Raw genomic sequence first — 14,358 nt, 5'->3', positions numbered from 1 at the left:
CCCACCCCTCGGACAAGAGTGTGCCCCGGGTGCGCCCGGTCGTCGCGGTCACCGGCGCCGCAGCCGGGCTGGGACATCGCGTCGCCTCGCTTCTGGCCGCGAACGACCAGGTCAAACGTCTGATCGCGATCGACGAGCGGCGCGGCGAGATTCCCGGCGCCCAGTGGCGGATCATGGACGTCCGCGACCCCGCCCTGGCCGGTCGGCTGGAGGGCGTGGACGTGGTGGTGCACCTCGCGCTCGACATGTCGCTCGACTCCGAACCCCGCGCCCGCGGCGCACGCAACGTGCGCGGCACGCAGACCGTGCTGACCGCGGCCGCCGCGGCCCGGGTGCCCCGGGTCGTGTTGTGCACCTCGGCGATGGTCTACGGAGCGTTGCCGGACAACGCCGTACCGCTCGCCGAGGACGCGCCCCTGCGGGCGACGGCGGACGCCTCGCTGGTCGGCGACCTGCTGGAGATCGAGGAACTGGCCGAGCGCACCCCGCGCGCCCACCCGCACGTCAAGGTCACCGTGGTCCGCCCGGCGACCCTGGTCGGCGGGCCCGAGGCGGACAGCGTGATGACCCGGCACTTCGAGGCGCCGCGCCTGCTGGTGGTCTCCGGCGGGCAGCCCCGCTGGCAGTTCTGCCACCTGGACGACCTCGCCTCCGCGCTCGAGTTCGCCGCGCTGGGCCGGGTCGAGGGTGTGGTCACCGTCGGCTCCGAGGGCTGGCTGGAGCAGGAGGAGATCGAGGAACTGTCCGGGATGCGCCGGATGGAATTGCCCGCGTCGCTGGCGCTGGGCACCGCCGAGCGGCTGCACCGACTGGGCATCACCCCCGCCCCGGCGGGCGACCTGGCCTACACGATGCACGGCTGGGTGGTCTCCTCCGAGCGGCTGCGCGCGGCGGGCTGGCGCCCGGTGTGGACCAACGAGGCGGCCTTCGCGGTGCTCCTGGAGGACGTCGACGGACGGCACGCGCTGGTGGCCCGCCGACTGGGCCGCAAGGACGCCACCACGCTCGGTGCGGCGGGTGCGACCGTGGCCCTGGTGGGCACGGCCGCGATCGTGCGCAAGGTCCGGCGCCGGCGGCGCGGCTTCTGACGGGCCGCCCGGCGGGCACCCGGCGGCAGGCACCGGCGGACCCGTACGGCAGCGGCGGCGCGCGGAACCGCGGCGCACGGCGTCCGTGGACCCGGCGCGCCCGCGGATCCGCGCGCTCGCGGACGCATGCGCCTTGCCGGACCCGCGTGTGAAATCGGGACCGGGATGGTCGGTGTCGATCCGTCGCGCGCGATACTGCCCGTTATGGACGTCATCCGCATCGCCGAGATCCGCGACACGCCGTTGTCCGTCGAGGAGGTTTTCGCCGCCGTCGGCGACCCGTCCGCGGGCGGCACGGACCTGTTCGTGGGCACGGTCCGTAACGCCGACAGCGGGCGCACGGTCACCGCGCTGGAGTATTCCGCCCACCCCTCGGCCCAGGCCGAGCTGTATCGGGTGATGGAGAAGATCGCGGCCGATCTGCCCGTGCGCGCGATGGCGGCGGTGCACCGGATCGGCCGGCTGGAGATCGGCGACCTCGCGGTCGTGGTCGCGGTCTCGTGTCCGCACCGCGCGGAGGCGTTCACCGCGTGCCGGCGGCTGATCGACGAACTCAAGCACGAGGTGCCGATCTGGAAGCTCCAGCACTTCGTGGACGGCGACTCGGACTGGGTCGGCGCCTGCTGAGACCCCCGCGAGTCCCGTCCGTCACCTGGGTCACACCCGGCTCGGAGCAGCAGAAATGCACCATTATCACCACATACATATGATTTAAGCCATCAGCCTCTCCCTCCTGTGGACGGAGTACGTCATGGCGTCTGTCGCATGGTGGTGGGCCATCCCGGGGGTTGCACTCGTGATCGCGGTGATCTGGGCCGCGTGGGTTCGCCGGTCGTTTCGCACGCCGAGCATGCACGACTCGATGTCCGAATTCGCGGAATGGAACGCGGTCCTGGACCGGGTCCGCGCGGCGACCCCGGTCCGACCCGAACCCACCCCCGGCGGCACCGCCGAGAAGGCTCCGGAACCGGGCTTCGAAAGCCCGTGACGGCCCGGGCCGCACCGGGAAATCCCGGGTGCCGTAGGGTCGGGCGCATGTCGCGCCGCACCGCCACACTGGTCGTCTCGGGCCTGTTGCTGCTGGCCCTGGCCTGCGCCGTCCTGTTCGCGCCGGTGCCCTACGCCGAGCTGAGCCCCGGGCCCACGTACAACACGCTCGGCGACGAAGGCGGCAAGCCGGTCATCGAGATCTCGGGCCACGAGACGTATCCCACGAGTGGTCACCTGAACATGACCACCGTGTCCGTGACCAACAAGTCCTACGACATGCCGCTGCTCGACGCGCTCGCCGGCTGGGTCAAGGGCGACGCGGACGTCGTGCTCAAGAAGTCGTTGTACCCCGACGACAAGTCCGCGGCCGAGGTGGAGCGGGAGAACGCCGAGGAGTTCAGCTCGTCGCAGGAGCATGCCAAGGTGGCGGCGTTCGCGGCACTCGGCATCCCGATCGAGAAGCAGGTGATCGTGGCCACGGTGGCCAAGGACGCGCCCGCGCTCGGCAAGCTGCACGCCGGCGACATCATCCTGGCCGTGGACGGCACGCCGATCGGCAAGCCCCAGGACGTCGCCGCGGCGATCACCAAGCACCAGGCCGGCGAGAGCGTCACGCTCACCGTCGACCCCGCGGACGCGCGCGGCACCCGGCGCGACGTACAGGTGGTCACCGGGAAGGCCGAGGACGACGGCCGGGCCCTGGTCGGCATCACGCCGGGCATCCTGCCCAAGTTCCCGTTCAAGGTGGAGATCCACCTGGAGGACGTCGGCGGTCCCAGCGCGGGGATGATGTTCGCGCTCGGCATCGTGGACAAGCTCAGCCCCGGCGACCTGACCGGCGGCAAGTTCGTGGCCGGCACCGGCACCATCGACGACGAGGGCAAGGTCGGCGCGATCGGCGGCATCCAGATGAAGACCATCGGGGCCCGCCGCCAGGGCGCCAAGTACTTCCTCACGCCCAAGGCCAACTGCGCCTCCGCCGCGCAGACCAAGCCGGGCGGGCTGACCCTGGTCCAGGTGGAGACGCTGGACGACGCGCTCAAGGCGCTGGAGACGATCCGCACCGGCCAGGGCACTTTGACGGAATGTCATGCGTGACCGGTGCGGACCCGCTCGGGAAAGGCGACTAGTCCTCGTCACCCTCGCCGAACGTGGCCAGCAGCGCCTCGGCCAGCCCCGGCACCAGATCCGCGCCGGAGAGCACCTCGGAGTCGTCGTCCTTGTCCCGCAGCCGCACGGCCGACTCGCGCGAACCGTCGCGCAGCACGCCCACGGCGAGGCGGACCTCCTGGCGCTGCGGGTGCGACGCGACCCAGTCGTGGATCTCGCGATCACTGCCCACCGCGGGCATGGTCGCCTCGGCGGACGGCGGCAACATCAGCCGCTCGACCACCAGCGCGCAGCCGAGCACGGCCTCGGGCCAGGCGATACTCGCCAGGAATTCGTCGATCGCGACGTTCTCCGGGACTTCCTCCTGCTCGATCGGAGTGAGGGTGTCGATGGGCGCGTCGCGGTCGGCGGACAAGCCGAGCTGCGCCGCGAGGTCGGGTTCGGTACGGGCCAATTCCGCGGTGTCCACGAGCGCGTAGAGGCGGGCCTGCTGGTCCCAGCCGTACGCCGCCACGTGGCGTTCGATCTCGACGAGGGCCTGGGTGAGTGCAACGGTCATGACCCCATCTTCCCGTCTTCGCCCCACGGCGGATCACGAGCCTGTATCGGCCGTGTCGGTGGGGAACCACGTCCTGTCTCGGTAAGTTGACCCATCGAGCGCCGACCGGGCGCGTCCAGGTAATGATCGAGGTGCGCACCCTTGGTTTTTCAGATGCCCGAACGAGGCGGCTCAGGTGGCCGTCGGATCAGAATGGGAGCTCCGTCCCGCAGGTCCAGAACCCTGCTCCTGACGCTGGCCATCCTCGTGGTGATCGTTGTCGCGTGGGTGCTGTTCGCGAATTTCTGGACGGATTGGCTCTGGTACAAGTCGGTCGGCTACGGAAACGTATTCACGACCAAGTTGTGGACGCGCATCGGGTTGTTCCTGGTGTTCGGTCTGCTCATGGCCGTGGCCGTCGGCGCGAACGTGTATGTCGCCTATCGGCTGCGACCCGCGTTCCGGGGGATGTCGCTGGAACAGCAGAGTCTCGACCGCTACCGGTCGGCCATCACCCCCTTCCGCACGTGGTTGCTGATCGGCCTCTCGGTCGTCATCGGCATCATCGCCGGCACCTCGGCGTCGGGGCAGTGGAAGACGTGGCTGCAGTTCGTGAACGGCGTCTCGTTCGGAACCAAGGACCCGCAGTTCCACAAGGACGTGTCGTTCTACGCGTTCGACCTGCCGTTCTATCGATTCCTGATCAATTTCGCGTTCGTCGCGGTCGTCGTCGGCCTCGTCCTCGCGGTGATCACGCACTACCTCTACGGCGGGCTTCGGGTCCAGAGTCCGGGGTCGCGGGCGACACCGGCCGCTCAGGCGCATCTTTCGCTGCTGCTCGGCCTTTTCGTGTTGTTCAAGGCCGTCGCGTACTGGCTGGACCGCTATTCGTTGGCGGTCTCGTCCGGTGATTTCAAGCAGGCGTCGCAATTCACCGGCCTGCGCTACACCGACGCGCACGCGGTATTGCCCGCCAAGACGATCCTGTTCATCGTCGCGCTGATCTGCGCGACGCTGTTCTTCGTCAACGTCTTCCGCCGCACCTGGGCACTGCCGATCATCGGCTTCGGCCTGATGGTGCTGTCCGCGGTGCTCATCGGCGGGCTCTACCCGGCGATCGTCGAGCGCTTCCAGGTCAAGCCGAACCAGCAGGCCAAGGAAGCCAAGTACATCGAACGCAACATCGCGGCGACGCGGGACGCGTACGGCATCGACGACGTCAAGCCCGAGGCGTACGCGGGCAACGTCGACGCCCGGCCGGAACTCAAGGACGAGGCGTCCGCCACGGCCAGCATCCGGCTGCTCGACCCGAACATCGTCTCCCCGACGTTCAACGTGCTCCAGCAACTGCGGCAGTACTACGGCTTCCCGGCCACTCTCGACGTCGATCGCTACATGATCGGCGGCAAGATGCAGGACACCGTCATCGCGCTGCGCGAGTTGAACCCGAAGGGCAACCAGAGCCACAACTGGGTCAACGACCACACCAAGTACACCCACGGGTACGGCGTGGTCGCGGCCGAGGGCACCGCTCGCGACCCCGAGGGCAAGCCGGTCTTCATCGAGAAGGACATCCGGACCGACACCCAGGAGAAGACGAGCCCGAGTCCGCTCGGCCCGTACGAACCGCGGATCTACTTCGGCGAGCAGACGACCGAGTACTCGATCGTCGGGGCCCCGAAGAAGGCCGCGGCGACCGAGGTGGACTATCCGCTCGACAACAGCCCGACGGGTCAGCAGACCTATACGTATCAGGGCAAGGGCGGCGTTCCGATCGGCGGCATGTTCAACAAGCTGCTGTACGCGACGAAGTTCCAGGAGGGCAACATCCTGCTCTCCGACTCGATCAACAAGGATTCCCGGATCCTGTACAACCGCACGCCCAAGGAGCGGGTCGAGGCGGTCGCCCCATGGCTGACCATCGACGGTGACCCGTATCCGGCCGTGATAAACGGCAAGGTGCAGTGGATCGTGGACGCGTACACGACCAGCAACGGTTATCCGTACGCGACCCGCACCACGCTCGGTGACGCCACCGCCGACTCGCTCAACGCCGAGGACCGGGCCCGCGGCGCGGTCGGCAACACGGGCAACGTCAACTACATCCGCAACTCGGTGAAGGCGACGGTCGACGCCTACGACGGCTCGGTCAAGCTCTACCAGTGGGACGAGAAGGACCCGGTCCTCAAGACCTGGATGAAGGCCTTCCCGAACACGGTCAAGAAGAAGACCACGATCCCGCCCACCCTGATGGAGCACCTGCGCTACCCGCAGGACCTGTTCAAGGTGCAGCGCGATCTGCTGACCCGGTACCACGTGACCGACCCGCGGACGTTCTTCAACGGCTCGGACTTCTGGAAGGTCCCCAAGGACCCGACGGGCACCGGGGTCGGCGGAGCCGACCAGCCGCCGTACTACCTGTCCATGAAGCTGCCGCCGGCTCCCGGCGACGCCCAGGCGCAGCAGGCGAAGGATCAGTCGTTCCAGTTGACGACCACCTTCGTGCCACGAGAACGGCAGAACCTCGCGGCGTTCATGGCGGTCAACTCGGAACCGGGACCGGATTACGGCAAGGTCAGACTGCTCACGCTGCCATCGGCGACGGCGATCAACGGGCCGGACCTGATGCAGAGCCAGTTCAAGTCCGACTCGTCCGTGATCGGGCTGCTGAACGTCTTCCAGATCGGCAACTCGAAGGTCGTCTTCGGCAACCTGCTGAGTCTTCCGGTCGGCGGCGGCATCCTCTACGTCGAACCGGTGTACCTCCAGGCCAATGCGGCCGGGTCGTATCCGGTGCTGCAGAAGGTGCTGGTGTCGTTCGGCGGCAAGATCGCGCTGCAGAACACGCTGCCGGAGGCATTGGCGGCGGTGTTCAACGGCGAGACGACACCGGCTCCGCCACCGACGGGGACCACACCCCCGAACACGGGCAACACCACGCCACCGCCCACCACGGGTGGGACCGGCACCCCGCCGGCCCAGAACCCGACGGTCAAGCAGGCGCTGGACGAGGCCAACCAGGCCCTCAAGGACGCCGACGCGGCGCTGAAGGCCGGTGACTTCGCCAAGTACGGCGAGGCACAGAAGCGCCTTCAGGCGGCCGTGGACCGGGCCCTGGCGGCCGAGGCGGCGGCGAAGAACCCGGCGGGCACTCCGTCGACGCCACCGGCGAACGGAACGCCACCGGCCAACGGGACACCGCCCGCGACCGGGGCGCCCAAGCCGTGATCGACGGCGCGTGACGAAGGCGACGGGCCCGTTTCCCCTTCGGGAGGCGGGCCCGTCGCGTTATCGATTTGGTGTGCGGCCTCGGGTCACGTAAGCTCAAGGCACAACGCATCGCGGGGTGGAGCAGTTCGGTAGCTCGCTGGGCTCATAACCCAGAGGTCGCAGGTTCAAATCCTGTCCCCGCTACTCGGAAACACGTGAGAGGCCCGGTTCTTCGGAACCGGGCCTCTTGCGTATTGCCATGTCTTCGCTTCGCGTGGTTCTGCCTCGTGGTGTTGCGTCTCGCCCCGGTCGGTGTGGTCGCCCCGGAGGTCGTGCGGCTCGGGGCGTGACCCGACTCGGTGAGTCGGGTGGTGGCGCACGAGCTGAGGGCGCGGCGGACCGCGGCGGACTAGAGCGCGATCTGGCGGCGGCGCTTGGCGCGCAGCGGAGCCATCAGGGTCACGCGCGCCAGCCGGTGGGTGCCGCGCGATTCGTTGCGCGGGGCCACGCTCTGGATGATGGCGGCCGATTCGAGGCTGTTCGCCGTCTCCTGCGTGGAGGCGCGGCCGATGAGGGCGAGGTGCCTCTCCAGGCGCTCGCCCACGCCGCTTCGACCGACGTCCATCGGTGGAACCGGGACTCGGCGCGGCATGCTCGGATGGTCCATTCCTGATATGACCACGACGCAGACCGTACCCCATCGGGGGCACGCCGTGACGGCTTCCGGCCCCATGTCGAGACCCGATCGTGTCCCCGATTGGCCGGGAACCCCGTTGTGGCGCAAACGAACTGCCGGGCAAGCAGGGGTAATTGCGGTCAAAGGTGGATCGGTTCGGGATCGGGGCCGAGTCGAACGGGTTCACTCCATGGTCTGAATTCGGCCGCTCTCCCGAGTGGTACGCGCGTCGGACGCACGGCCGCGGACCCGGCGGGGCCGTCCCGGGCGGGAGCCGAGGGGATTTGCCTGCCCCCGGGACGCTGCCGTACAGTTGTGTCTACCGACGCGGGGTGGAGCAGCTCGGTAGCTCGCTGGGCTCATAACCCAGAGGTCGCAGGTTCAAATCCTGTCCCCGCTACCACATCGAAGGGCCCGGTCTTACGACCGGGCCCTTCGTGCATGCCCCGACAGGGGGCGTACCACGACAATACGGCCGGAGTCGGGTTGTCGTTGCCGAATCGCGACTGCATGGATGTGGCCCGAGATGCCACGATGGACTCATGGGGGCGTGGAAGGGACATCGCGGACGGCGGGGGGACGACCCACCGCCGGAGGCCGACGTCTTCGAAGCGGTACCGGAAGGCCCCGACACGGTGGTCCTGGACCGCGGTCGGGCCGCCGCCGCCACGGCTCCCGCGCATCCCGACGACTATGCGGTCCTGGTCCCGTTCCGGCCGCGTCGGCGCAGCCCGAGCGGGAGCGTCGAGGGACACGAGGCGCTGGATCGGCACGAGGCGGCCGAACTCGAACGACGCTATCGCGAGCGGGCCGGCCGCAGCCCCTCCGCGGCGAACAGCCTCGCGCTGATGTTGCTGGAGCGCGGCGAACAGGACGAGGCCGCCGAGCTGTTGCGGCGCGCCGCCGAGGCGGGACACCGGGGCGCGGCGACCAACCTGGGTGTATTGATGCACCGTCAGGGGCGGGACGACGCCGCGTCGTTGTGGTGGCATCGTGCGGCGGAGGCGGGCAGTCGGATCGCCGCCTTCTCGCTCGGCGCGCTGCTGCTGGATCAGGCCGACGCGGCGCGTGCGGGTGCCGGCGCGAGCATGGGCGCCTACCACGACCTGTCCGGTCAGGGCGTCTATTGGCTGCGCAACGCGGCCGAGTCGGGGCATGTGCGGGCCGCGCTCACGCTGGGCGAGTTCTTCGAGTTGACCGGGCGCCCCGGCGCCGAGCGGTGGTATCGCCGGGCGGCCGAGGCGGGGCACCCCGAGGCGGCCTATCGGCTGGGCCGGATGGGACAGGAGCGGGACGACGAACGTGCCGCGTCGACGTGGTTCCTGCGCGCGGCCTCGTGCGGCCACGTGCGGGCCGCGGTAAGGCTCGCGACCTCGCTGGAGCGGGCGGGGGACACCGCCGAGGCGATCGGGTGGTACCGGCTCGCGGCCGAGGAGGGCGACGCCGAGGGCGCCCGTGCGCTCGGGTTCCTGTTGCAGGACGCGGGCGACGTCGAGGGCGCGGCGCGGTGGTGGCAGGTCGCGGCGGAGGCCGGTGACGGGATGGCGGCCAATGCGCTCGGGGCGTGGTTCGCCGCCTGCGGGCGATCGAGCGAGGCGGCCCGGTGGTACGAGCGGGCCGCGGCGGCCGGCGAGTGCAACGGGGCCTTCAATCTCGGCCTGTTGCACGCCGAGCACGAGGACGCGTCGGGCGCCGAGCGCTGGTTCCGGATGGCCGCCTACGCGGGTCACGGGGACGCGGCCAACGCGCTGGCGGGGCTGCTTCTGGAGCGCGGGGACGACGAGGAGGCGCGGATATGGTTCGCGCGGGCCGCCGAGGCGGGCAGCGTGGACGGCTCGTACAACCTGGGCATCCTGCACGCGCGGGGCGGTCTGGACGACGCCGCCGAGACGTGCTGGCGGCGCGCCGCAGAGGCCGGGCACGCGGACGCGGCGTTGCAGATGGGGCTGTTGCTGGAGCGCCGGGGGGATGCCGAGGGGGCGGCGCGCGCCTATGAGACGGCGGCGCGAGCGGATCGGCCGACGGCGGCATTTCGGCTCGGGGCGATGCTTGCCGACGCGGGGGCGGCCGAGCAGGCGGAGCGCTGGTACGCGGTGGCCGCGGACGCGGGGCACGTGACGGCGGCACTGCGGTGCGGGGTGTTGTGCGCGCGGCGTGGTGAGGACAAGTCGGCGGCGCGGCGGTTCAAGGTCGCGGCCGAGGCGGGCAGCGTGTCCGGGGCGTGGAACCTCGCTCTGCTGCATCTGCGGCACGAGGATCCGGACGGCGCGGAGCCGTGGTTGACGGTGGCCGCGCGCGGTGGGCACGGGCGGGCGGCTCTGCGGCTCGTGGTGCTGGCGTTGCGGCGCGGGGATCTGGCCGATGCGGAACATTGGTGTGGGCCGGCGGTTGCGCATGGTCCTGCGGATGTCGCGGCCAAGGCGCAACGGTTGCTGGACGCGTTCCGGGCGGAGTCGCTGGCGAGTTGAGGACATGGTCCTCGGGCGGGCGGGCGGCGGGTGGCCTTGGTTGGGGTGTCCTCAAACGCCGGACGGGCTGAACTCGGTTCGGTGGCACGTGTGATGTTGCGCCGGGGTGTTCTTGGGTGCCGGGCGCGCTGAGCCGGTTGCGGTTGCGCCTTGGGCTGCGCTGGGTTGTCCCCAAGCGCCGGACGGGCTGAAGGTGCCGACTTGGTTGCGGTTGTGCCTTGGGCTGCGCGGGGTGTCCTCAAGCGCCGGACGGGCTGGATTTGGTGCGGTCGGTGCGGTGGGTGGTGTGTTGGCTGGGGTGTCCTCGAGCGCCGGGCGGGGGGAACTTGGGCTGGTGGCGGGGGATGGTGCGCCGGGGTGTTCTTGGGTGTCGGGCGCGCTTGGGGTGTCAGGGTTCGGGTGGGTTGAGTTGGTTGGGTTGTGGGGGGTTCGGTGGGGGGTCGTTAGGGTTTGCGGGATGGAGGTGGCGGGATGGGGCTGTTGTGGAGGGGGCGAGGGGTCGGGGGTGGGGCCGTTGTCGTGGGGGATTGGCCCGGTGACGACGGGTCGCGGGAGCAGGCGGTGCGGTTGGTGGCGTACCTGCGCGGCGTCGTGCAGGCCGGGGATGGTGATTCGGACGCGGTCGCGGCGCGGGTGATCGGGTTGTCCGCGGCCACGCTCGTGCGGATGGATCGGGCCGCTCGGCCGCAGGCGGCGGGCGCGCCGGTTGGTCCGGGGGCGGCCAGGGTGCTGCTGCGTACCCGCCGGCACCCGTTGGTCGCCGCGGTGACGAGCCTGGACGCCAACGGCGGACTGCGCGAGGAGGCGGTGGTTCGGTTGGCGGCCGAACCCGGGCCGCTGGCCTCGGCCTTCCTGGCCCTGCGGACCGACGACTGGGTGGACTCGGTGCGCGCGCGGGCGCTGGCCGCGCTGCGCTGGCACGACGAGCCGGACGAGGTGCGGGCGGCGGTGCCCGTGCTCGACGCGTTGCGCGGGCGGAGCCGGTCCAAGGGTGCGTTGGACGCCTACCGGGAGGTGCTGCTCGCGAAGCCGCGTCAGCAGGCCCGAGGCCGCGCGGCGGTCACCGAGGCGCAGCCGAGCGTGCGTCGCCTGGGCATGGAACTGCTGGACGAGGACGCGCTGTTGGCAATGGCGCTGCGCGACTCGGACCATGCCTGCCGGACCGCCGCCGGACATGCCCTGCTGGCCCGACTGCGCGGCCGGGACCGGCAGCACGTCGCGTTGCGGCTGCTGCGGGTGCCCGATCCGCGGGTGCGCGAGCGGGCGGTCGAGGTGTTGCCGGCCGGGATCGAACCGGCCGTTCTCGCGGGCGCGTTGGCGGATCGTTCGGCCAAGGTGCGGGACGCCGCACGGCGCCGACTACAGGCCGGCGGCACCGATCCGGCCGCCGCCTACCGGGCCTTCCTGCGCACCCGGCCCTCGCCGGGCATGCTGCTCGGGCTCGCCGAATGCGGCGAGGACGCGGATCTGGACATCCTGCACGCGCACCTGGACGCGGAGCGGTCCGCGCTGCGCAGGGCGGCCCGCGCGGGCGCGGTCCACCTGGTCCGGCGGACCACGCCCTCGTAACGGGCCGGGCGCGGGTTCAGCCCCCCGCGCAGTCCGGGCAGATGCCGCGGAAGGTGACCTCGACTCCGGAGATGTCGAAGCCGAAGCGCTCCGCCTCGGCGAGGCCGGCGATCGGGTCGCAGTCCGGATGTACGTCGCGGATCGTCCCGCACACGCGGCACACCAGATGCTGGTGCGCGGTGCGGGCGTTGGGGTCGTACCGCTTGGCCCGCCCGTCGGTGCCCACCTCCAGCACCTCGCCGAGTGTGACGAGTTCCCTCAGCGTGTTGTAGACGGTCGCCCGGCTGATCTCCGGCAGGCGCCGGCCCGCACGTGCGTGTACCTCGTCGGCGGTCAGGTGCACGTGGTCGCCGTTCAGGACCTCGGCGACGACGCGACGCTGCGCGGTCAGGCGCCATCCCCGCTCACGCAGTCGTTCCAGAAGGTCGCTCATGTACACGACGATACACGTCCCTGGATTGGAACTGGTCTAAATATCGTTCTGGACAAAGTCCAAACTTGGCTCTAGGTTGAGTGCCGGACCTCAGCACGAGCAACGCCAGGGGAGACGCAGACCATGTCGCAGCAGCCGAACACGTTGACCACCGAATCCGGCGCACCGGTGGCCGACAACCAGAACAGCCAGACCGCGGGCCCCGGCGGGCCGTTGTTGCTCCAGGACCAGTACCTGATCGAGAAGTTGGCCCGGTTCAACCGGGAGCGCATCCCGGAGCGGGTGGTGCACGCCCGCGGCTCGGGAGCGTTCGGCTATTTCGAGGTCACCGCGGACGTGTCCCGGTTCACCAGGGCGCACTTCCTCGCCGAACCGGGCCGGCGTACCGAGGTGTTCACCCGCTTCTCCACCGTCGCCGGCAACCTCGGCTCGGCGGACGCGGTGCGCGATCCGCGCGGTTTCGCGGTGAAGTTCTACACCGAGGAGGGCAACTACGACCTCGTCGGCAACAACACTCCGGTGTTCTTCATCAAGGACCCGCTGAAGTTCCCGGACTTCATCCACACCCAGAAGCGCGACCCGTACACCGGCAGCCAGGAGGCGGACAACGTCTGGGACTTCTGGTCGCACTCGCCCGAGGCCATCCACCAGGTCACCTGGCTGTTCGGCGATCGCGGCATCCCCGCGTCCTACCGGCACATGGACGGCTTCTCCTCGCACACCTACCAGTGGGTCAACGCCCAGGGCGAGGCGTTCTGGGTCAAGTACCACTTCAAGACCGACCAGGGCATCCGGAACCTGACCGCCGAGGCCGCCGCCGCTCTTGCGGGCGCCGACGCCGACTCGCATCAGCGCGACCTGCTCACCGCGATCGACGCGGGCTCCGCGCCGTCGTGGACGCTCAAGGTGCAGATCATGCCGGTCGCGGAGGCCGCGACCTATCGGTTCAACCCGTTCGACCTGACCAAGGTGTGGCCGCACGCCGACTACCCGCTGATCGAGGTCGGTCGGCTGGTGCTCGATCGCAACCCGGAGAACGTGTTCGCCGACGTCGAGCAGGCCGCGTTCAACCCGGCCAACTTCGTGCCGGGCATCGGCCCCAGCCCGGACAAGATGCTCCAGGGACGGCTGTTCGCCTACGCCGACGCGCACCGCTACCGGGTCGGCATCAACCACACCCAGCTCCCGGTCAACGCGCCGCACGCCACCGTCGCCCGCAATCACGGGCGGGACGGCCACATGGCGACCAACCCGGGCGGTCGGGCCAAGAACTACGAGCCGAACAGCTTCGGCGGCCCGTACGAGAGCGGCGTGCCGCTGTGGGCGTCGACCGCGGTGACCGGCCTCACCGGAACGCACGAGGCCCCCGCGCACGCTCAGGACGACGACTACGTGCAGGCCGGCGACCTGTACCGGCTGATGGCGGCGGACGAGCAGGCCCGACTGGTGGCCAACATCTCCGGCTTCCTGGCCCAGGTCTCCCGCGACGACATCATCGACCGCGTCGTCGGCCACTTCCGGGCCGCCGACCAGGACTACGGCGACCGGATCGCAGCCGCCGTGAAGGACCTGCGCGGCTGACCCCCCGAGAACCGCCGCCCGGTACCTGAGCCACGCATCGGTACCGGGCGGCGCTCACCCTGTCCGGCATCCGGTGTCGCGGACGCGGTCAGCCGACCAACTCCTCGGCGCGTTGTGCCTCGCGGATCTGGCAGCGCACGATGTCCCGGACCGAGATGATGCCGAGCACGTCGCCGCCGTCGAGCACGATCAGGTGGCGGAAGCCGCCGCGCGTCATGGCCGCCGCGGCGTCCGCCAGCGTCCAGGACGGGGTCGCGAAGACCACGTTCGAGGTGAGGTGGTCGCCGGCGTACTCGGTGTCGGGATTCTGGCCCGCACCGATCGACATCAGGATGTCCCGCTCGGTGAGAATGCCCAGACCGGATGTGTCCGGGTCGATCACCACCGCCGCGCCGATCTGGCGGGCGGACATCAGGCGCGCCGCAGCGCGGAGTGTGTGGGCCGGGCCGATGGTCAGAACGATCGTGCTCATGCCGTCGCGGACGAGCATGTGACACCACCTCCGTCGGGGCGTGGGTGTCAGGGCGGGGGTGCGCTCGGGAAAGATTTCACAAGTTCACAAGCCCTGTTTTCACATGGTCACATGCCCGGGAAGGTCAAGGGAAGGTATAGCGGGCAACTCACTCGAAGGGAGTAGTCAAGCGGGGGTCGGACAGTTCTTCCGAATCCGTGGAAATCCGCCGAAACTCACCGAA

The 14,358-nt window shown here is 70.2% G+C and carries 12 protein-coding genes and 2 tRNA genes; 10 read left to right on the top strand and 4 right to left on the bottom strand.

Annotation, left to right across the window (positions count from 1 at the left end):
• Positions 1–20: 20 nt before the first annotated feature.
• The 4 genes from ACFZBU_RS21235 to ACFZBU_RS21220 all read left to right on the top strand — a co-directional run bounded on the left by ACFZBU_RS21235 (position 21) and on the right by ACFZBU_RS21220 (position 3,176).
• A complete protein-coding gene (locus ACFZBU_RS21235; protein WP_391585185.1) occupies positions 21–1,088 on the top strand; it encodes an NAD-dependent epimerase/dehydratase family protein in 1,068 nt (355 codons plus the stop codon).
• Positions 1,089–1,292: 204 nt separating this feature from the next.
• Positions 1,293–1,715: a molybdenum cofactor biosynthesis protein MoaE gene (locus tag ACFZBU_RS21230; RefSeq protein ID WP_391585184.1), complete on the top strand. Its 423-nt coding sequence runs from the start codon at positions 1,293–1,295 to the stop codon at positions 1,713–1,715.
• A 124-nt stretch (positions 1,716–1,839) separates the two neighbouring features.
• Positions 1,840–2,076, top strand: a complete 237-nt coding sequence (locus ACFZBU_RS21225; protein WP_391585183.1) for a hypothetical protein — start codon at positions 1,840–1,842, stop codon at positions 2,074–2,076.
• A 47-nt stretch (positions 2,077–2,123) separates the two neighbouring features.
• Positions 2,124–3,176, top strand: coding sequence for a PDZ domain-containing protein (locus tag ACFZBU_RS21220; RefSeq protein WP_391585182.1), 1,053 nt, complete (start codon positions 2,124–2,126; stop codon positions 3,174–3,176).
• A 28-nt stretch (positions 3,177–3,204) separates the two neighbouring features.
• On the opposite strand, the gene ACFZBU_RS21215 is transcribed toward ACFZBU_RS21220, so the two are convergent.
• Positions 3,205–3,747 (bottom strand): PPA1309 family protein, encoded by a 543-nt coding sequence (locus tag ACFZBU_RS21215; protein WP_391585181.1) that lies wholly within the window; start codon positions 3,745–3,747, stop codon positions 3,205–3,207.
• A gap of 192 nt (positions 3,748–3,939) precedes the next feature.
• Between ACFZBU_RS21215 and ACFZBU_RS21210 the strand changes: the two genes are divergently transcribed.
• Together ACFZBU_RS21210 and ACFZBU_RS21205 are read left to right on the top strand one after the other, a co-directional pair.
• Positions 3,940–6,954 (top strand): UPF0182 family protein, encoded by a 3,015-nt coding sequence (locus ACFZBU_RS21210; RefSeq protein WP_391585180.1) that lies wholly within the window; start codon positions 3,940–3,942, stop codon positions 6,952–6,954.
• A gap of 112 nt (positions 6,955–7,066) precedes the next feature.
• Positions 7,067–7,140: transfer RNA gene (locus ACFZBU_RS21205), tRNA-Met, on the top strand.
• A gap of 205 nt (positions 7,141–7,345) precedes the next feature.
• On the opposite strand, the gene ACFZBU_RS21200 is transcribed toward ACFZBU_RS21205, so the two are convergent.
• Complete coding sequence (locus ACFZBU_RS21200) at positions 7,346–7,618, bottom strand: hypothetical protein (protein ID WP_391585179.1); 273 nt, start codon at positions 7,616–7,618, stop codon at positions 7,346–7,348.
• Positions 7,619–7,938: 320 nt separating this feature from the next.
• Between ACFZBU_RS21200 and ACFZBU_RS21195 the strand changes: the two genes are divergently transcribed.
• The 3 genes from ACFZBU_RS21195 (at position 7,939) to ACFZBU_RS21185 (ending at position 11,649) form a co-directional block, all read left to right on the top strand.
• Positions 7,939–8,015 (top strand) — tRNA-Met (locus ACFZBU_RS21195).
• A gap of 139 nt (positions 8,016–8,154) precedes the next feature.
• The gene (locus ACFZBU_RS21190) at positions 8,155–10,080 is read left to right on the top strand and encodes a sel1 repeat family protein (RefSeq protein ID WP_391585178.1); all 1,926 of its coding nucleotides are present in this window, start codon (positions 8,155–8,157) and stop codon (positions 10,078–10,080) included.
• A gap of 519 nt (positions 10,081–10,599) precedes the next feature.
• Entirely contained in the window at positions 10,600–11,649 is a 1,050-nt protein-coding gene (locus tag ACFZBU_RS21185; RefSeq protein ID WP_391585177.1) for a hypothetical protein, read from the top strand.
• Positions 11,650–11,665: 16 nt separating this feature from the next.
• Here ACFZBU_RS21185 and ACFZBU_RS21180 read toward each other — a convergent pair whose 3' ends face one another.
• Entirely contained in the window at positions 11,666–12,082 is a 417-nt protein-coding gene (locus tag ACFZBU_RS21180; protein ID WP_391585176.1) for a Fur family transcriptional regulator, read from the bottom strand.
• A gap of 123 nt (positions 12,083–12,205) precedes the next feature.
• Between ACFZBU_RS21180 and ACFZBU_RS21175 the strand changes: the two genes are divergently transcribed.
• Positions 12,206–13,663 (top strand): catalase, encoded by a 1,458-nt coding sequence (locus tag ACFZBU_RS21175; protein WP_391585175.1) that lies wholly within the window; start codon positions 12,206–12,208, stop codon positions 13,661–13,663.
• An 88-nt stretch (positions 13,664–13,751) separates the two neighbouring features.
• Here the strand turns inward: ACFZBU_RS21175 and ACFZBU_RS21170 are convergent, their stop codons facing one another.
• Positions 13,752–14,153: a cyclic nucleotide-binding/CBS domain-containing protein gene (locus ACFZBU_RS21170; protein WP_391585174.1), complete on the bottom strand. Its 402-nt coding sequence runs from the start codon at positions 14,151–14,153 to the stop codon at positions 13,752–13,754.
• Positions 14,154–14,358: the final 205 nt, after the last annotated feature.

Source organism: Embleya sp. NPDC008237, from assembly GCF_042956465.1.
Lineage (GTDB): Bacteria > Actinomycetota > Actinomycetes > Streptomycetales > Streptomycetaceae > Embleya.
This window is presented reverse-complemented; position numbering and strand designations above follow the sequence as displayed.